Origin of the sequence: Sphingopyxis flava (assembly GCF_900168005.1) — a bacterium.
GTDB classification, from domain to species: domain Bacteria; phylum Pseudomonadota; class Alphaproteobacteria; order Sphingomonadales; family Sphingomonadaceae; genus Sphingopyxis; species Sphingopyxis flava.
In genome coordinates, this window is record NZ_FUYP01000004.1 from 137,501 (window position 1) to 156,018 (window position 18,518).

General features: G+C 65.4%; 18 protein-coding genes (1 of these 18 cut by a window edge). 6 read left to right on the plus strand and 12 right to left on the minus strand.

The window, feature by feature from the left end:
• On the plus strand, positions 1–508 hold the end of the coding sequence (locus B5X69_RS04705) for a lipopolysaccharide biosynthesis protein (RefSeq protein WP_079637542.1). The gene continues 1,010 nt to the left of window position 1, outside the view; only the last 508 of its 1,518 coding nucleotides appear in the window; its start codon lies off the left edge, out of view; its stop codon occupies positions 506–508.
• 36 nt (positions 509–544) lie between these two features.
• Here the strand turns inward: B5X69_RS04705 and B5X69_RS04710 are convergent, their stop codons facing one another.
• Positions 545–970 carry a CBS domain-containing protein gene (locus B5X69_RS04710; RefSeq protein WP_079637543.1) on the minus strand — a complete coding sequence of 142 codons (426 nt, stop codon included), beginning with the start codon at positions 968–970 and terminating at the stop codon, positions 545–547.
• A gap of 132 nt (positions 971–1,102) precedes the next feature.
• Between B5X69_RS04710 and B5X69_RS04715 the strand changes: the two genes are divergently transcribed.
• Positions 1,103–1,405, plus strand: coding sequence for a hypothetical protein (locus B5X69_RS04715; RefSeq protein WP_079637544.1), 303 nt, complete (start codon positions 1,103–1,105; stop codon positions 1,403–1,405).
• Positions 1,402–1,797 (plus strand): acyl-CoA thioesterase, encoded by a 396-nt coding sequence (locus B5X69_RS04720; RefSeq protein ID WP_079637545.1) that lies wholly within the window; start codon positions 1,402–1,404, stop codon positions 1,795–1,797. The genes B5X69_RS04715 and B5X69_RS04720 overlap by 4 nt, the downstream gene beginning before the upstream one ends.
• 25 nt (positions 1,798–1,822) lie before the next feature.
• Here the strand turns inward: B5X69_RS04720 and B5X69_RS04725 are convergent, their stop codons facing one another.
• From B5X69_RS04725 to hisS, 6 genes are all read right to left on the minus strand, one after another.
• A complete protein-coding gene (locus B5X69_RS04725) occupies positions 1,823–3,448 on the minus strand; it encodes a DUF4139 domain-containing protein (RefSeq protein ID WP_425441496.1) in 1,626 nt (541 codons plus the stop codon).
• Positions 3,405–4,796, minus strand: coding sequence for a DUF4139 domain-containing protein (locus tag B5X69_RS04730; RefSeq protein WP_245798591.1), 1,392 nt, complete (start codon positions 4,794–4,796; stop codon positions 3,405–3,407). The genes B5X69_RS04725 and B5X69_RS04730 overlap by 44 nt, the downstream gene beginning before the upstream one ends.
• Before the next feature lie 74 nt (positions 4,797–4,870).
• Positions 4,871–5,641, minus strand: a complete 771-nt coding sequence (locus B5X69_RS04735) for a DUF4167 domain-containing protein (protein ID WP_079637610.1) — start codon at positions 5,639–5,641, stop codon at positions 4,871–4,873.
• Between the two features lie 267 nt (positions 5,642–5,908).
• Complete coding sequence (gene prmC / locus B5X69_RS04740) at positions 5,909–6,778, minus strand: peptide chain release factor N(5)-glutamine methyltransferase (protein WP_245798592.1); 870 nt, start codon at positions 6,776–6,778, stop codon at positions 5,909–5,911.
• The gene (gene prfA / locus B5X69_RS04745; RefSeq protein WP_079637547.1) at positions 6,768–7,835 is read right to left on the minus strand and encodes a peptide chain release factor 1; all 1,068 of its coding nucleotides are present in this window, start codon (positions 7,833–7,835) and stop codon (positions 6,768–6,770) included. The genes prmC and prfA overlap by 11 nt, the downstream gene beginning before the upstream one ends.
• On the minus strand, positions 7,835–9,088 hold the full coding sequence (gene hisS / locus B5X69_RS04750; RefSeq protein ID WP_079637612.1) for a histidine--tRNA ligase: 1,254 nt from the start codon (positions 9,086–9,088) through the stop codon (positions 7,835–7,837). Before hisS ends, prfA begins: the two co-directional genes overlap by 1 nt.
• 94 nt (positions 9,089–9,182) lie before the next feature.
• On the opposite strand from hisS, the gene B5X69_RS04755 reads away from it, so the two are divergent.
• Complete coding sequence (locus B5X69_RS04755; RefSeq protein WP_079637548.1) at positions 9,183–11,120, plus strand: M61 family metallopeptidase; 1,938 nt, start codon at positions 9,183–9,185, stop codon at positions 11,118–11,120.
• 185 nt (positions 11,121–11,305) lie between these two features.
• Complete coding sequence (ppa, locus tag B5X69_RS04760) at positions 11,306–11,842, plus strand: inorganic diphosphatase (protein WP_079637549.1); 537 nt, start codon at positions 11,306–11,308, stop codon at positions 11,840–11,842.
• A gap of 77 nt (positions 11,843–11,919) precedes the next feature.
• Here ppa and B5X69_RS04765 read toward each other — a convergent pair whose 3' ends face one another.
• The 5 genes from B5X69_RS04765 to B5X69_RS04785 all read right to left on the minus strand — a co-directional run bounded on the left by B5X69_RS04765 (position 11,920) and on the right by B5X69_RS04785 (position 17,925).
• Positions 11,920–12,849 carry a mechanosensitive ion channel family protein gene (locus tag B5X69_RS04765; RefSeq protein ID WP_079637550.1) on the minus strand — a complete coding sequence of 310 codons (930 nt, stop codon included), beginning with the start codon at positions 12,847–12,849 and terminating at the stop codon, positions 11,920–11,922.
• Positions 12,846–14,051 carry a cystathionine beta-lyase gene (gene metC, locus B5X69_RS04770; protein ID WP_079637551.1) on the minus strand — a complete coding sequence of 402 codons (1,206 nt, stop codon included), beginning with the start codon at positions 14,049–14,051 and terminating at the stop codon, positions 12,846–12,848. Before metC ends, B5X69_RS04765 begins: the two co-directional genes overlap by 4 nt.
• A 21-nt stretch (positions 14,052–14,072) precedes the next feature.
• Positions 14,073–15,401, minus strand: coding sequence for a chromate efflux transporter (gene chrA / locus B5X69_RS04775; RefSeq protein WP_079637552.1), 1,329 nt, complete (start codon positions 15,399–15,401; stop codon positions 14,073–14,075).
• A 161-nt stretch (positions 15,402–15,562) separates the two neighbouring features.
• The gene (sseA, locus tag B5X69_RS04780) at positions 15,563–16,405 is read right to left on the minus strand and encodes a 3-mercaptopyruvate sulfurtransferase (protein WP_079637553.1); all 843 of its coding nucleotides are present in this window, start codon (positions 16,403–16,405) and stop codon (positions 15,563–15,565) included.
• Between the two features lie 191 nt (positions 16,406–16,596).
• The gene (locus B5X69_RS04785) at positions 16,597–17,925 is read right to left on the minus strand and encodes a hypothetical protein (RefSeq protein ID WP_079637554.1); all 1,329 of its coding nucleotides are present in this window, start codon (positions 17,923–17,925) and stop codon (positions 16,597–16,599) included.
• A gap of 109 nt (positions 17,926–18,034) precedes the next feature.
• Here B5X69_RS04785 and queF point away from each other — a divergent pair, with 109 nt between their 5' ends.
• On the plus strand, positions 18,035–18,505 hold the full coding sequence (queF, locus tag B5X69_RS04790; RefSeq protein WP_079637555.1) for a preQ(1) synthase: 471 nt from the start codon (positions 18,035–18,037) through the stop codon (positions 18,503–18,505).
• Positions 18,506–18,518: the final 13 nt, after the last annotated feature.

Genomic DNA, 18,518 nt, shown 5'->3' on the forward strand with positions numbered 1-18,518 from the left:
CGGAATGGTCCCCTATATCCAGCTCATCGCGCTCGCTCTCATTTTCATGACGGTGCAGATTCTCTTCGCACCGGTAAATAACGCGCTCGGCCGCCCGTCGGTGTCGATGCGCGTGTCGCTGTGCGGGGCGATTCTCTTTCCCACCGCCTTTCTGATCGGGGCACAGTGGGGGCTCATCGGCATGGCGTGGGCGTGGCTGGGGGCGGCGCCGCTGCTCCTGCTGGTCACCGCTCGCCTGTCGGCACCGCTTAACGGCGTGTCGCTCGCGGACATCGGGCGCGCGATGCTGCCCGGCCTTGTGCCCGCGCTGGTGATGGCGATCGCAGTCGGTTTTGTGAGCGAAGCGATCGCAGGCTACGGTCTCGCCGCCCCGATACGGCTCGCGCTGCTCGTCATGCTCGGTGCGATCCTCTATGGGACGCTCCTGTGGCTATTCGAGCGCGAGGCGCTCGCCGAGGTGAGGCGGCTTGTGCTGCGCCGGCGATCGGCGGTTGAACCCGCTGCCTAGCGGGGTGGCTGAAGGGTTCGGCTCAGCAGCCGATCATCATGACGCGATATAGTCGCGCATCGCCGCCGCTTCGGCCTCGATCATATCGATGCGATATTTGACGAGGTCGCCGATCGACACAAAGCCCACGAGCCGGCCACCATCGACGACCGGCAGGTGGCGAATGCGCTTTTGCGTCATCTGCGACAGGGCGCCAATCACCGCCATGCTCGAATCGCAGGTGACGGGCGACTGGGTCATCACCTCGTCAAGGGTGCGGTCGAGCGCCTCCGGACCGTAGGAGGATGTCAGCCGGACAAGATCGCGTTCGGAAAAAATCCCGACGAGCGCGTCGCCCTCCACGACCGGCACCGCACCGATCCGATGTTGCGCAAGCAAATCGACCACGGCCCGCACCGAATCGGTTGGCCGCGCCGAAATCACCGGCCCCGTGCGCCCGTGCAAGATCGCTGCGATCGTCATAAGCTACGGCTCCCTCTTCCCTGTCATCCGATATCCGTGCCCATCCTACCATGATTCGCGACGAAGCCGAAACACGCCCCGCGGGCATTCGCCCTTGGCCTTCGCCTCTGCATAGTTCATGGAAGCTCGATCATGGTCAAACGCTCCCCCCTCGACGACGATGGCGCGTCGAAAATCGCATGGAACCGTTATCGCCGGCTTATGCGCGGCATGGCGATCGTCTCACTGCTCGCGGTCGTCGGAGCGCTCGGCTATCTGCGATGGGCAATGGGAGAGGCGCTGACCATTCACATGATCATCGCCACCGCGGCGGGAGTCGGATTGTCCGTCATGCTCGGTGCCGCGCTGATGGGGCTCGTCTTCCTGTCGAGCGGAAGCGGCCATGACGAGGCGATCGACGACCCCTTCAAGGACGATCCGGATCTCAAGCCATGATCGACGGCATCCATAATCTGCCCCAGCGCCCCGACCCGATATTGCGCGTCGTTCCGGCGCCCGCCGATATCAACAGTAATGGGCATATTTTCGGCGGCTGGGTGCTGAGCCAAATGGATATCGCGGGCGGCATCGTCGCCGCACGAATCGCCCAGGGTCCGACGGCGACCGTTGCGATCGAGGCCATGGAGTTCATCGCGCCGATCCTGCTGCGCGACATCATCTCGGTCTATGCGCATCTTGAAAGGCGGGGCCGCACCTCGATGGGCATCCGTATCGAGGTGATCGCGACGCGCGATCAAGGTGAGACCGAGGTCAAGGTGACCGAGGGCCTGTTCACATTCGTCGCGCTCGACGCGAATCATCGTCCAAGGCCACTTCCTCCGGCCTGAATACGACGATAGGACGGCGTGCGATTCAGTCGCCTTTCAGCTTCTGCCGGAAAGTCTGGATAAGCCGGTCGTTCGCCGGCACCGTCACGCGCCAGACCCACGCGCTGCCGCGTCGCTCCCAGCCCTGGGGCGAAGGGTCGAGTGCAAAGGGGATCAGCATCTCGACCTCCGCGTCGGATGACCGGGCGTTTGTCAGCGTTACCTCCCACTGCCGATAGTGTTTGGGATCGGAATCGGCCAGGCTACGAACATTATATTGCACGGCCGGGCTCGCTGCGATGTCGTAATCGACGCGCTCGCCCTTCGCCTTGTCAGCAATCATTGCCTCCCCCACGAGCAGGCGGCGGTCTCCGACCATCTCGAAAACACTCGCCAGCCCCGCCGGAAGTGCCATCCCCAACCCATTGCTCTCTTCGTTCTGCGCGCGCAGCCGCAAGATCAGCGGCTGCGCGCGGCCGGTTGCGGAAAAAGAGAGCGTCGCGGCATAGAGTTGTTCGACCGGCACATTGTCTGTCGCAAGCAGCGCGACCTGCTTCTGTCCCTTCGCCGACACATCAACGCGAAAGGGGACGCGATAGAATTTAAGATCGCCGAGGTCTTCGGAGGGCGGCGGGGCCGGCGGGGGCGGAGGCGGAGGCGGCGGCGCCATCGCATATTCCGCGCGGCGCTGCGCCGTGACGACCATTTCTTCCAGACCATCGCGCGCCGCGTCCTCATACGCGATGACGGGCGGAAGTTCCCAATAGGGGTGGGTGCTCGTATTATCCATGGGCCAGCATTTGAGGATGAGCGGCCCCGGCGTGCTGCGGGGCAGCGGCGGGCTATAGACCTTGTTCAACTTTCCGGCGATCACATTGAGCTGCGCCTTCGGAAAACTCGTGACGCCGCCGTTCGCCACGGTGACCCAGCCGGTAAGCCCGATCGTCCGGCCATCGGCAGCGCGGTCGGCGACATAACTGGCCGCCCAGTCGAAACCTTCGGCAAGATAAAGCAACTGGACGGTCACGGCGCGCCCCACCTTGGCGTCGACCAGTATCGACAGCGTCGGTTTTGCCGACAGGTCGCGGGGAAGGCGGGCATAGATCATGCGCTCGGGCAGCCCCGAACAGCCGAGTGCCTCAAAGCCATCGGCGGTTTGGAGAATCACTCCACCGTTCGGCCCGGCTTGGATCACCGCCTCCTGCTCGGCTATCCTGCCTGACTTGAGGTTGGTGCGCTGTAGCGTGACGCTCCGCTTCAGATTGGCGTCGACCAGCCCCGCGGGCGACAGAAGCCGCGCGTCGCGATTCTTTTCGATCACTCCATGGGGCAGACCGTTCACCACCGCGGTTTCGGGAAGCAGGCCCTCGGCGACTCCTTCGAAGCGCAGAACCGAAAGTCCGGCGGGCAGTTCGACCGTGCGCGTTTCGGTGATGAAGGCAAAACCTTGCGGCCAATTGGGGTTGATTGGCCCGCTCCCCCGCGATGGCGCGCGATAGACAGTAACCGCGACATCATCGATTCGCGACGAGACGACGACGGCGGGCGCCTGCTGCGCGAACGCCGGCAAGGGCGCCAGCAGCGCCGCGATGCCAATCAGCCGCCGGAGGGCCCGCAACGCGCCCTCCTCAATAGCGTGTATCGAAGGTGGCGGTAATGTCGGTCCTGCCATTTGCGGGCACCGGCACCTGCCATTCGACGCGGTCGGCCGACACGCGTTCGCTCTTCAGGCTTTCGTCGCCGATCCGCACGTCGCCATAAAGACCGTCCTGCGCCAGCAGCACCGTCACCGGTTCAGGCCGCGCATTGCTTAGGGTGTAGCGCATCTTGGTCACCCAGCGCGAGTCGCCCTTGCGGGTGCGCGACACGACGGTCGGCTGCACCTTGACGTCGAAAGCATCGCCGGTGCGCAGTGACATCGCCGATCCCATGGGCGTGTGGTCGATGCGATTCTCGCCGATGAACTGCGGATCGCCGCGCGCGTCGCGCATATAGACGCGAATCGTCCCCGCCGGGAGCTGGTCGCCGAGCCCGCCCTGTCTCGATGTCGAAAAGCGCAGAACGCTCGCGGTGCTGATCGGGTCGGTGCTGCTGCCGAGCCAGCGGTTGACATATTCATAGGTAGATCGCGCAGGTGCCCCCTTCACGTCGAGGAAGCTAACCTGCTTCTGCTGCGCATTGGCGATCGTGGTGCGCGCCGCGAGCGGGTAGAGATAATAGTCGCCGAGCCGTTCGCGACCGTTCGACTCGGTGCCTGCGCTGTCCATCGCCCCGCTGAGCCGGCGAAGGCCCCCTCCACCACCAGGACTCCCTGCGACCAGAAGCGTTCGCGCGCTGGTATAGGTCGTACCGGTGGAATTGGTCAGCGTCACCCAGCCCTGAATGTCCATCGCCCCCTTCGCCGCGTCGAACAGCGCAACATAATCGGCAGTCCAGCCAAGGTTGGGGGTGAGGTAGGACAGCCGCGCCGGGACGGTACCGCTGCTTGCCGCCTCGACAATGACCGACAGCGTGGGGCGAGCGCGCAGATTGGGCGGCAGCCGGTCGAACACCGCGCGCACCGGCAGGCCATCATCGCGGAGAACTTCGATCCGCTCGCCGATCTGCAGCACGATGCCGCCATTGGCCGCGAGCACCTTCGCGCGCTCGGTACGCTCGGCGCCGGTTGCAGGATTGGTGCGAACGAGCGTGATCGTCTGTCCGACCGCCTTGTCCATCAGCTTATCAGGGGTGAGCAGGTCGAAATCGAAATTCTGTTCGACGATCGAAAGGCCGGGTCCCGACAAGGTCACGGTTTCAGGCCGGATACGGGCCGACACATCGGGAAATTCGATGCGATTGCGCCCGGCGCTGACGCTGAGCTGGCGCTCGTCCTGCACCAGCGACTGGCCATTATTATAAATGGTGACGGCAACGTCGCCCTGCGCGCTGCCGCCCGATTCCTGCCCGGCAACCGGGAAAGCGCTACTCAGTGCTGCCGTGGCGCAAAGCGCTACCCAAGCCTCGATTGCTGCGCGCATCATACCCTCCCGCCGATGTCCCTGCGGGAAGGCTATGTCATGTCTGCGCTGAAAACCAGCGCGAAATCGTGGGCTTATTCAGCCGCTTCAACCCCAGCGCCCCGCGCGGCGAGCGTGCGGCGCGGACGGCGTGCCTTGGGAGCGGGCGCAGTTTCCTCCGCCTCGGCCTCGACGGCGTCGGCGCTGCGGCCGATCGCCGGCGGTAGCACGGCACTATCAATGCCAGCACCATTTTCGCTCTCGTCCTGCTGACGCGCGCGCCGCGGGCGGCGGGTCTTGGGCGCAGGCGCCGCCTCCGCGGCAGCCTCTTCGCCATCGCCTGCTTCACTCTCGCGCGGTTCCTCGCGTTCGGCTCGCGTCTGCTCCCGCTCGCGGCGGCCCCGGCCCTGCTGTTGACGGTTGCCACGATTGTCATCCTCATCGCGGCGATCGCGCCCGCCCTGGGAGCGGCTGTCGCGTTCCTCGCTGCGCTCGCCTTCGCTTTCGGTGTCGAGGTCGCTATCGTCGTGACCGTCGAAATCCTCGACCCCGCGAACATCGCGGCCACGGTCGTGGCGCTCCTGGCCGCTCTGCGCCGCCTTTTCTTCCTGTCGAGCGCGAAAGTCGCTGTGGACTCGGAAATAATGGTCCGCGAACTGCAAATAATATTCGGTCTGAACACGGTCACCGGCAAGCTGCGCGTCGCGCGCAAGATTCTTGTACTTCTCGATCATCTGGACCGCATTACCGCGCGCCCGGCTGTCGATCCGGTTCGCCTGATCGACGCCACCGCGCCCACCCGACTGCGACCGGTTATTGTTGCTGTTGTTGCGGCCGCGACGGCGACCGCTCTGCCGGTTGTTCATGTTCAACTGAAGCATCCTGTCGAAAAGCTATGCCAAACCCCTTTTTGGCCGACCGCAACATATGTGCGTCGCGCCCGCGCCTTCGTGCGCGGCCCTGCCCTCTACCGCTTGCGCGGGACCATGGGTCCTGCACCAGCGCCGTAAATGGGAAGCAAACCAGTCGGACCAGTATCGATGCATGAGCACCGCCAAAGGGACCCCGATCAGGTCTGTGAGCCGCCCCTAACGCGCTTTGAACGCAAAACCAAGCGATTTATTGGCGGGTCGTTATGCCGCCGGGGTGAGCAGCACGGCCCGATCGCGACCGGCGAGGTCCTTGCGGCATTGGACCGCGAAGCCCGCTTGTTCGGCCAGCGACCCCACCAATTTAAGTTGCGTCGCCCCGATTTCAAGGACCGCGGCCCCGCCCGGCGCGAGCAGACGCGCAAGATCCGGAATGAGCCTTCGGTAGTCAGCAAGGCCATCGACACCAGCGAACAATGCCTCCGCAGGCTCATGGTCGGCCACATCGGGCATGAGCTCCTCCGACTCTGCAATATAGGGCGGGTTGCACAGGATGAGGTCGTAGCAGTCTGCCAGCCCCTCCCCCCAGTCACCGCGCCGGAACTCCGCCCGCCCAGCAAGGCCCAGCGCCGCCGCATTGCTGCGGGCATAGTCCAGCGCCGTCTCGCTCGAATCGACCCCCAGCCCGGTCGAATCGGGCCATTCAGAAAGCGACGCAAGCAGCAGCGTGCCTGGCCCCGTGCCGAGATCAAGCACGGTTCGCGGCCACCCCTCCCCCCGCGCCTGCTGCGCAAAGTCGAGACAGGCCTCGATCAAGGTTTCGCTGTCGGGCCGCGGGATCAGCACGCCCGGCCCGACGCGGAGCCGCACCGTCCAGAAATCGCGATGGCCAATGATATAGGCGACGGGTTCGCGCGCCAGCCGCCGCGCGACAAGCCCCGCGAACGTCTCCGGCACAGCAAAGCGCGTGGGATCAAGCAGCAGCGTCTCGCGCTCGACCCCGAGCGCATGCGCCATCAGCAGTTCGGCATCGAGGCGCGGGGTGTCGGAGATTGCGGCCAGGCGGGAAGCGGCGTCGTGGAGGACGGCCCGAACGTTCCGCTCCTCCGAGCCGGGCCGGATTCTATTCACCAAGCCCCGCCAGCCTTTGCGCCTGATCTTCAGCGATCAGCGCGTCGATCAGCTCGTCCATCTGCCCTTCCAGAATGTCGGGCAGGCGGTGGAGCGTCAGATTGATACGGTGGTCGGTCACGCGCCCCTGCGGGAAATTATAGGTGCGAATACGCTCCGACCGGTCGCCCGACCCGACCATCGACTTGCGCGCCGACGCCTCGGCGCTGTGGATCTTCTCGCGCTCAAGGTCGTAGAGGCGCGCGCGCAGCACCTGCATCGCCTTTGCGCGATTCTTGTGCTGGCTGCGCTGATCCTGCTGGATCACGACCAGTCCCGTGGGGATATGGGTGATACGGATCGCACTGTCGGTGGTGTTGACATGCTGGCCTCCCGCGCCGCTCGCGCGGTAGATATCGATCTTGAGGTCATTGTCGTTGATGGCGACGTCGACCTCCTCGGCCTCAGGCAACACCGCAACGGTCGCGGCGCTGGTGTGGATGCGTCCGCCGCTTTCGGTCACCGGCACGCGCTGGACGCGGTGGACGCCGCTTTCGAACTTCAGCTTGGCAAAGACGCCCTGCCCGACGACTGAGGCGACGACCTCCTTGTATCCGCCGACCTCGGCCTCATTCGCCGAGATGATCTCGACTTTCCATCCCTGCGCATCGGCATAGCGGCTATACATGCGGAGCAAATCGCCTGCGAATAGCGCGGCCTCATCCCCGCCCGTGCCAGCACGGATTTCCAGCATCGCGGCGCGTTCGTCAGCGACATCCTTGGGCAGCAGCTTGATCGCAAGGTCGTGCTCGGCGGCGGGTAGCGCCGCCTCGACCGCAGCAATTTCTTCTTCCGCCATCGCCTTCATCTCGGGATCGGCGAGCATCTCGTTCAGCGAGACCAGCTCCGCACGGAGCCGCGTCACTTCGGCCGCCGCCTTCGCGACGGGCTCAAGCTCGGCAAACTCCTTCGATGCCGCGACGAAATCGGCGGGCCCCATATCCCCCGTCGCCATCCGCGCCTGCAGTGCAGCATGACGCTCGATGATCGCGTCGATCTGCTTTCCGGAAACGGCGCTCATCAGCCGATCGAGCGGAATAGCGCTTCGGCCTGTGCCGCGACGCCGCTGCCATCGGTCTTGGCATTCGTGTAGGGAACGCCGTTCCGCAAACTGATAGACAGCAACGCGCGAGCGCCAATCTTCGCCGCCTTGTCAAAACGCTTGCGGGGGGAACCTGTCGCGACGATGTCGGCAGCGAGGCGATTCTCGCGCAGCAGCCGCAGACCGCGCATCGCAAGGTCGAACATGGCGTCATCTTCGACCGCAATCACCGCATCGAGCCGGCTGTCGACAGCATCCGCGTCCAGCAGCATCGCCAGCCGCTCGATCCCGCCAGCCCATCCGACCGCTGCCGTTGCATTGCCGCCCAGCATCTCAATCAGCCCGTCATAGCGTCCGCCGCCAATCACGGTCCCCTGCGCGCCCAGCCGATCGGTAACAAATTCAAAGGCGGTGTGGCGATAATAATCGAGTCCGCGCACGAGCCGCGCATTGCGCACCCAAGCAACCCCCGCAGCGTCGAGAGCGGACGTCACGGCGCCGAAGAAATCCTGCGCTTCGCTGGTGAGGAATGTGTCAATGTCGGGCGCGCTGTCGGCAATCGGCCGGTCGCGCGGATCCTTGCTGTCCAATATGCGCAGCGGATTCTTGTCGAGCCGCGCGAGGCTGTCTTCGGACAGCCCGTCGCGATGGCTCTCGAAATGCTCGACCAGCGCTGCACGCCATGCCTCGCGACTGTCCCCGTCGCCGAGCGTGTTGAGCGTCAGAGTCACGCCCTCAGCGATGCCCAGCTCCTTCAAGAGCTGGTCGGCAAAAACGAGCAATTCGGCATCGGCGAGCGGACTGTCGCTGCCGACCACCTCGGCATCGAGCTGGTGGAACTGACGATAACGCCCCTTTTGCGGCCGCTCGTAACGAAACAGCGGTCCATGCGTCGCAACCTTGAGCGGCGCAAACTGTTGCCAGCCGTTGGTGATGAAAGCGCGCGCGATTCCCGCTGTGAATTCGGGGCGCAGCGTGATCGACTCGCCGCCCCGGTCGTCGAAGCTGTACATTTCCTTCGATACGACGTCGGTCGTCTCGCCAAGGCTGCGCGCGAACACCGCGGTCGGCTCGATCACCGGCACCTCGACCCGCTTGAAGCCATAAAGGCGCCGCACCCGCTCGAAAGTGCTGACGACATGTGCGAAGCGGTCAGCGGAATCGCCGAGCATGTCCTGGGTGCCGCGTACCGGCTGCGGCGTCGGGATTTTCGCGCTTCTGTCCTTGCTCATGGCGGCGGCGTCTACTGGCTTTTCGCCGAAACGCAAAGGGTCCTCGCTGAGCCCGCGCTGGACCTGCGGAATTTTTCCCGGCAGTAAGCCCGCCATGAAAAAGGCACCGTTCGTCGCGGTGGCATTGCTGGCCGCCCCCCTCGCCCTCGTTTCCGCCACTTACGCGCAGGATGCCAACAGCCGGCCGCAACCGGCCGTTTCGCCGCATGCGATCCCGCTGCCTGCCGACCGGCCTTATCCTGGGACGATTGGCCTCAAGGTCGACGCGACCGACGTCGCCCGCGGGATCTTCCGCGTCCGCCAGACGATACCCGTCGCAAAGAGCGGCAAGCTCACACTTCTTTATCCCAAATGGTTGCCCGGCAAGCATGCACCACGCGGTGCGATCGCCGAGGTTGCAGGCTTTCGCCCGAGTGCTGGCGGCAAGGCGCTCGCCTGGACGCGCCAGCCAACCGATGTCTATGCCTTTGACATCGACGTGCCCGAGGGGGTGAAGAGCATCGAGCTTGCCTTCGACTTCCTGTCGCCGACCCGAACAAGCGAGGGCCGCGTCGTCGTCACACCATCGATCATCAACCTGCAATGGGAACAGGTCAGCCTTTATCCTGCCGGTTATTTCACCCGCAACATTCCGGTTCAGCTCGACGTGACGCTGCCCGAGGGATGGACGGGCGCCGCCGCGCTCGACGGACTGAAGGTCAGCGGCAATCGCTACAGTTACGCCCCCACCAGCTACGAGACGTTGATCGACAGCCCGATGTTCGCGGGGCGCTATTTCCGCAAATGGAAGCTTGGGCACAATGTCACGCTCAACGTCGTTGCCGACGAGGCGCAATATCTCGAGGCAAGTCCTGACCAGATCGCAACCCATGCCGCGCTCGTCAGCGAGGCGCTCGCGCTCTTCGGGATCCGACACTTCGACCGCTATGAGTTTCTGCTCGCGCTCACCGACGAACTCGGCGGCATCGGGCTCGAGCATCACCGCAGCAGCGAGAACAGCAGCAAGCCTGACTATTTCACCAAATGGAGCGACGGCGAAGTGCTGCGCGGGCTTTTGCCGCACGAATTCACCCACAGCTGGAACGGCAAATACCGCCGCCCGGCAAAGCTCTGGACGCCGGACTATCGCACCCCGATGGAGGGCAATCTTCTGTGGGTCTATGAAGGGCAGACGAGCTTTTGGGACATCGTCCTCGCGGCGCGGTCGGGGATGCAGTCCAAGGACATGGCGCTCGCGCAATGGGCGACCACCGCCGCCAATTATTCCGCCATGCCAGGGCGAAGCTGGCGCTCGGTCGAGGATACGACGCTCGACCCGGTGATCGCCGCGCGCAAACCCAAACCGTTCGCGAGCTGGTCGCGGGGTGAGGACTATTACAACGAAGGCTCGCTGGTCTGGCTTGACGCCGACATGCTGATCCGCACCGCGACGAACAACAAGAAGAGTCTCGACGATTTCGCGAAGAGCTTTTTCGGGGGGCGCGAGGGCGACTGGGGCGAGGTGACCTATGAGTTCGACGACGTCGTCCGGGCGCTGAACGCGATCCATCCCCATGACTGGGCAACCTTCCTCCGCCAGCGGCTGCAGACGCCTGGCCAGCCAGCCCCTGCGGGCGGGATCGAGCGCGCGGGCTACAAGCTGGTCTGGCGCGACACCCCCAACGCCTATGACAAGGCGCGAATGGCGATGTCAAAATCCTATGACCTCACCCACTCGCTTGGACTAACGATCGACAAGGACGACATTGCCGGCGGCATCCTCTGGGACGGCCCCGCCTTCCGCGCCGATATCGTCAACGGGACGAAGATCGTCGCGGTCGACGGCGTCGCCTATAGCAGGGAGCGGCTCGAGACCGCTATCAAGGCCGCCGCCGACGGCAAGACCCCGGTACGTCTGCTTGTCGAGCGCGGCGGGCGCTACCGCGACGTTTCGATCGATTATCATGGCGGGCTGCGCTGGCCGTGGCTCGAACGGACGAGCACGGGCCCCGACTGGTTCGACCGCCTGTTCGCGGCGAAGCGCTCGCTTTGACCCTCCTCAGCCTCGCTGCAGCATAACCGGGACGGTCAGACACTGGTTCGTGCCACGGGGGACGGGGACTGACGCTTGCCCCCGCTTCGCAGCGAGGAAGCGATGTTGCACGATCCCCTCGACTTTTCGCGCCATCCGGCGCTAAAGGCGCGCGCGATAGCAAAGCATACCAAAGGACATCTCCCATGCGCATCGACCTCATCCCGGCCGGCGACAGCCCGCCTGACAGCCTTAACGTGCTGATCGAAGTGCCGATTGGCGGCGAGCCGGTGAAATATGAATTCGACAAGGCGTCGGGCGCTCTTTTCGTCGACCGTTTTCTCCATACCCCGATGCGCTATCCCGCCAATTACGGCTTCATCCCGCACACATTGGGCGATGACGGCGACCCGCTCGACGCGCTGGTCGTCGCGCGCTCGTCGCTGGTCGCGGGCGCGGTGGTCAAGTGCCGCCCGATCGGCGTACTGCGGATGGAGGATAATGCCGGCGGTGATGAAAAGCTGCTCTGCGTCCCCGTCAGCGCAACCTTCCCCTATTATGACAAGGTCCAGACCTACAAGGACATGCCCGAGATCGTGCTGCAGCAGATCGAGCATTTCTTTGCCCACTACAAGGATCTTGAGCCGGGCAAATGGGTAAAGCTTGGAGGTTGGGGCGATGTCGACGAGGCAAAGAAGATCATCCTCGAGGGCGTCGAGCGCGCGAAGGCAAAAGGGGTCTGAGACCAGAGCCGTCTCGGCGAAAGCTGGGGCGGCCATCAGCCAGGCGGAACACGAAGGACCGGGCCTTAAGCGGATGCCTATCGCTCTTCCTTCTTAGCGCCTCCGGCCTCGACCAGCCGCACATCCTGCCGCGGATAAGGCACGCGGATGCCGGCGTCCTGGAATGCGTCCCATATCCCCAGAAACACCTCGCCCTGGATATTGCCGAGCCCCGATTCGGGATCGGCAATCCAGTAGCGCAGTTCATGCTCGACCGCGCGTTCGCTGAAAGCCGTGATCCACACCGCCGGCTCGGGATGATCGAGAATGCGCGGATTCGCCTGGGCGATGTCGAGCATGATGCGATGCGCCCGCTTGATATCGCTGTCATAGGCGACGGGCACGCGCATCCGGACGCGGACCTCACGGCTCGAATAGCTCCAGTTCTCGACCGCCTGCGTCATCAGCAGCTCGTTCGGAATGAGATGCTTCTTGCCGTCGCGGGTGACGACGCTGACCGCGCGCACCCCGATCTTTGCGACGCGCCCGACGTTGGGCACACCTCCGAGCGTTGCCACTCCCATCGAGGCTGCATCGCCCACCACGATCACGTCGCCCGGCTTGATCGACCGATCCATCAATAGGATGATCCCCGCAATCAGATTGCCTACCGTCTTTTGAAGACCGAAGCCAATTGCGAGGCCCGCAGCGCCCGAAAAGACGGTGAGCGCCGTAAGGTCGATGCTAAGCAGGTCGACGCCGAACAGGATCGCAAAGATGAAGAGCGCAATTGCGATCAGCTTTTCGGTCAGGATTCGCTGCGTATCGTCGATCTGCTTGTTGCGGCGGAGCAGCCATTTGATGGCGCGCAGCACTAGGCGGACGCCGGCATAGAGCAGCGCCGCGACCACCAGGGTCGTGAATAGCGAATAGAGCGACAGCCGATAATCGCCAACGTCGAGGCCGAGCGCCTTCATCGTGGCGATCACCTCGGCGATGCCGCTGCGCAGCCCGCTCTCGACGCTCATTCGGCCATCGCCCCAAAGCCGCGTTCGATATCGGCGATCAGGTCGGCAGGATCCTCGAGCCCGATCGACAGGCGGACAAGCGCATCGGCATCGGTCCACGCCGTCGCGGTGCGTATCGTCCCGGGGTCGCTGGGCACGACGAGGCTTTCATAGCCGCCCCAGCTAAACCCGATGCCAAAATGCTGGAGCGCATCGATGAAACGCGCGCGCGCGGCGTCGTCCGCGCCCTTCAGCGTGAAGCCGAAAAGCCCGCTCGCGCCCGAAAAGTCGCGCGACCAGATCGCATGCCCGGCATCCTCGGCCAGCGCGGGAAAGAGAACGCGCCCGACCTCGGGCCGGGCGGCGAGCCAGCGCGCGACCGCGAGAGCGTTCTCCCCGTGCCGCCGCATCCGAACCTCGAGTGTGCGCAAACCGCGCAGCATCAACGCGCAATCGTCGGGTGATACCGCCTGTCCCAGCTGATAGGCCGCCTGCCGCAGACGGGGCCACACCGTCCGCGTCGCGGTGAGCGATCCCATCATCGCGTCCGAATGGCCCCCCACATATTTGGTGAGACTCATCATCGCCACATCGATCCCATGCGCGAGCGCAGGGAAGAGCAGCGGCGTCGCCCAAGTATTGTCGAGCATCGTCAGCACGCCGCGCTCGCGTGCGATTGTCGCGATCGCCGGAATATCCTGCACCTCGAAGGTGAGGCTGCCTGGCGATTCAAGAAAGATCAGTTTCGTCTCGGGCCGGATCAGTTCGGCGATCGAACCTCCGACGAGCGGGTCGTAATAAGTGGTGGTGACACCATAGCGTTTCAGCATCCCGTTGCAGAACAAGCGCGTCGGCTCATAGGCGCTGTCGACCATCAGCAAGTGATCGCCCGGCGCGAGCAACGCGAGCAGCCCTGCCGAAATCGCCGCGACGCCCGAGGGATAGAGCAGCGTCCCCTCGGCGCCCGGCTCCATTTCGGTGAGGGCGTCGGCGAGAGCCCACACGGTCGGTGTGCCCCGCCGGCCGTAATAGAGTTTGTCGTGGGTCGCATGCCCGCGCGCCTTCATATCCGCGATCGAATCATAAAGGACGGTCGAGGCGCGCCATACCGGAGGATTGACGACCCCGCCTCCGAGCCGGGGGTCACCTGTCCACTCGGGCCGCCGCCCGCCCTGCACCAATTTCGTCGCGGGGCGGACACCCTGATCGTCGCTCGTACTCATGCCCGCCTTGTTAGCGGAGCCCTAGCCAAAATCCAGTAGCAGGCCGCCCGCCGAACAGATAGCCAGCAGCGGGATGATCCCGAGCCGGACGCGAAACAGCAGGATGAAGGCGAGAATCGTGAGCAGCGCCGCCGCGGGGTCGACGCTTTCCAGCACCGGCAAATCGACGCCCCATCGCGTGCGTTCCAGGCGGCGAAACAGCACATGCAGCGCAAACCACAAGGCAAGATTTGCGATCACGCCGACCACCGCCGCGGTGACGGCCGCCAGCGCGCCCTTGAGGCCCGCCGAACGCTCGAGTCGGTCGATCCAAGGCGCAAAGGAGAATATCCACAAGAAACAGGGTGCGAAGGTGACCCATAGTGTCAGCGCGCCGCCGAGGAGCGCCGCGAAGAGCGGCGTAAAGGGCGCAGCGTCGCGCCAGGCGGCGAGAAATCCGACGAACTGCGTCACTAGGATCAGCGGCCCCGGCGTCGTCTCGGCGAGCCCCAGGCCGTCGGCCATTTCGCCCGGGCGCAGCCAGCCGAAGCCGTTTACGGCTTCCTGCGCCATATAGGCGAGCACCGCATAGGCTCCGCCGAAGCTCACCACTGCGAGCTGCGAGAAGAATACGCCGATATCCCACAGAATATGCCCGCGCCCCAGCGTGGCGAGGATCAGCAGCATTGGCGCCGCCCAGAGCGCACCCCACAGCATCACCGCCGACAGGCTTTGCCGCCACGCCGAGCCGGCGGGCGGCGAGGCGTCGCTTCCGCCCGCCGCGAGCTTCAGCCAATCGGGACGCCACCGCGCCGCCGACCAGCCGAGCAGCAAGGCCGACAGGACGACGAGAGGAAAGGGCAGGCCGGCTGCCGCGAGCGCGAAGAAGGCCGCGAGCGCGACCCCGCGCAGGAACGGCGTCTTGAGCGCGCGCCCGGCGATACGGATCAGTGCCTCGACGACGATTGCGAGGACCGCAGCCTTGATACCGAGGAACAGCGCCGTGAACCAGTCTAGTCCCGCTGCGGTGACATAGAGCAGCGACAGGCCGAACATGACGAGCGCGCCCGGAACAACGAAGAGGAGTCCGGCGGCAAGTCCCCCGCGAAGGCCGTGCTTCCGCCAACCAATCCAGGTCGCAAGCTGCTGCGCTTCGGGGCCGGGCAGCAAGTGACAGAAGTTGAGCGCGTGAAGAAAGGTCGCTTCGCCCACCCATCGCCGCTCTTCGACGAACTCGCGGTGCATCAACGCAATCTGTCCGGCCGGGCCGCCGAAACTCAGCCAGCCGATGCGGGCATAGACGCGCAGCGCCTCGGCAAAGTTTGGGTGGACGAGGGCTACTTCGGGGTCGTCATCAGGAGGGGCGGCCATTAGTCATGCTTCTCCATCCGGCAAAGCCGGGCGAAAAAGCAACGCTTGGGCGAGAGCCTGACCGGGAGGTTGCCTTGCCCCGACGCATGATGATTAATCCAGCACCGCTGGGCATGACAAGTCCGAACACCGCCGTCCCGCCCGGCAGCGCGCTCCCCCGCTCAGGCCGACCCGGTCGCCTTGGGCGTCGCAGGGTCAGCGCCCCATTCGGTCCAGCTGCCATCGTAGACCGCGACATCATCCTTGCCGAGCAGGTGGGCGCCGAACGCAACCACGGCTGCGGTCATGCCAGTGCCGCAGGTGGTGACGAGGGGCTTGTCCAGATCAACGCCGGCGGAATCGAACGCCGCCTTCAGTTCATCGCCCTGTTTCCAGGTGCCATCGGCGTTGAAGAGCGTGCTGTGCGGCAGGCTGAGCGAGCCTGGAATATGGCCAGGAGCGACGCCCGGGCGCGGGTCGCGCTCTTCACCTGTGAAACGCGATGCCGGACGCGCGTCGACGACCTGCTCGGCGGTGTTCGCCAGATTTTCGAGCATTTGCTCCTTGGTGCGCACCGCCTTGGCGTCGCGCCACACGGTGAAGTGGCGGTGGCGCAGCGTTTGCTTGCCCATTTCAAGCGGGCGCCCCTCGGCCTTCCACTTGGCAAGGCCCCCGTCAAGCAGGGCGACGTCGTGCGCGCCGAACAGTTTGAGCAGCCACCAGGCGCGCGCTGCGCTCTTGAGCGGGCTGTCGTCATAGATCACGATGCGGCTCCCGTCGCCGAGCCCCAGCGACTGCATACGGCTCGCGAATTTTTCGGGCGGCGGCGCCATATTGTCGATCGGGCTGCTCGTGTCGGCAAGCTCAGCGAGGTCCATGAAAACCGCGCCCGGAATGTGGCCCGCCTCATATTCGGCGCGCGGGTCGCGACCCGCGTCGGGCATGAATTTCGTCGCATCGACGACCCGCAGGTCGGATGCCCCCAGTTCGCGTTCCAGCCATTCCGTTGACACCAAGGCGTCCATGTCATGCTCCTGTTACAACCCGCGGGGAACCTTGTTATCCTGTCCCTCCGCCGGCCATCCTGCTGTGGCTCTTCTTTACCCGGGGAAGACGATCAGCCTATGCCTCCGCCGACGCTTTTACAAGCGTATGGCTGCTCTGCCCCAGCCAATGCTGCACTGCAACAGAAAAGGATCGCAGCGCCGCCTGACGGCTAGAGCTTGCGCCGCATGGCGGTGGCCCGCGCGGCGGGTCGGTCAACACTATAGGCCAGCCGGTCGAGGGGCAGCGGCGCGATCTTGTCGCCCGATCCCGGGGGCGGCCCCCGACCGATGACGAAAGTGCCAGCGACCTGCCCGAAAGCGTCGGCGTCCCCTTCCCAGTGGTAGGTGACATCGAAAGCGAGCACGGGGACGAGCATGGGCTTGCCGCCGACCACGAGCGGTTCGACGCTCGCGCGCGGCAGCATCACCTCGGTCGTCAGCGCCTCGCTTGCACCCGGGGCCAGTTCGATGTCGTCGCGCAGCACGCTGCCCCCCGCGCCGTCGAAGAAGCGCATCAACACGCCCTCCTGCATCGCCGAACCCTGGTTGAGCGCGATGCGAACCATCAAGCCGGTCGCGGAGACCGGCCCGCGATTCGCGAGATCGAGCACGAAGCCGACGACGAGATTCTCCGCCGTCATGCGAATTGCCCGTACATCAAGCGTCATCGCAACCTCGGCACGCTGCTCGGCCGCAGGGCGCGTGACGAGTGGCGATGAGGCTGCGGGTGCCATGGCAGGCTGCGGGGCCACCGACGGACGCGGCGGCGCAGGCGGCGGGCCGACCGGCGGGGCTGCGGCGCGCGGCATGGACGGCGAGGCTTGCAGCTCCGGCGGCTCGCCCGGAGCCCCCCCCGCCAGCACAGGACGGCGCCGCCAGTACCAGAGACCGGCCGCAACCGCCGCCAGCGCAGCGAGCAGCCAGGCCCAGATCGGGGTGCCGCCAGTGTCGCTCCCGGTCGCCGGACCCGCCGAAATGTCGTCGGCGTTCGGGGGGGCGGGGATGCTGTCCGCAGACCCCGGAGAGGGTTCGGTGGGCAGAGGCGCCGGGTCAGCGCCGGTCGGCGGCGTGTCGACAGGCGCGGGGACCATTGCAGATGGGGCGCTGCCCGGCGTGGTCCGCGCTGGCGCTGGAGCGGCCATCTCGCGCGCCGGGGCGGGCGCGGGAGTCGGCGCGGGTGGAGCAGGCGCCGGCTGGGTGGGCACGACGCGCGGAACCGCGGGCTGTGGCGAGGGGGTCGGCACGCCACGGCGCTCGCCGGGCGCGAGCGGTGCAATGCCATTGTCGGCAGGGCCCTGCACGCCCGTCTGGCGCCCGTCATCGGCGGGACGGAGTCGGAAATCGCTAAGGCTGCCCGGCGCAGGCGGGGAGGTCGGCGCGGGCGCGGGCGCTTCTGCTTGCTGCGCGCGCGCGGGAGCCGTCGCGGCGAGCGCCAGCGCCAGCGCGATCAGCGGCAACCGGACCGCTCCCTTTGTCCGACCAATTTTCCTCTTCGTCATTTCTAGCCCAAGGCCCGATCATTTCCTTCGGTCGGCGCCGTGAACGGACGCTGAACCCAGCCAGCCATCGACGGATGACAGCGGCCGCGCGCCGCACTAGACGGTTTCCATGAGTGATTCCAGCCATCCCCCGCTCGCCCCCAAACATCTCGGCCAATCGAGCGAACTTCCTGCCTCACCCGAGGCCGCTGTGCTCGACTATGTGCCCAATCCGCGCCGCGGCGAGCTGTATCTCGTGCGCTTTGCCGCGCCTGAGTTCACCTCGCTCTGCCCGGTGACCGGCCAGCCCGATTTTGCGCATCTCGTCGTCGACTATGCACCCGGTGAGACGATCGTCGAGTCGAAGTCTCTGAAGCTCTTTCTCGGCTCGTTCCGCAACCATGCCGGCTTTCATGAAGATTGCACCGTCGGAATCGGTCGCCGCCTGTTCGACGAAATGCGGCCGCAATGGCTGCGCATCGGCGGCTATTGGTATCCGCGCGGGGGCATTCCGATCGACGTCTTCTGGCAATCGGGCCCGCCGCCTGCCGGTCTCTGGCTCCCCGACCAGGGCGTCGCACCCTATCGTGGTCGAGGCTAGGGGCGAGCATGTC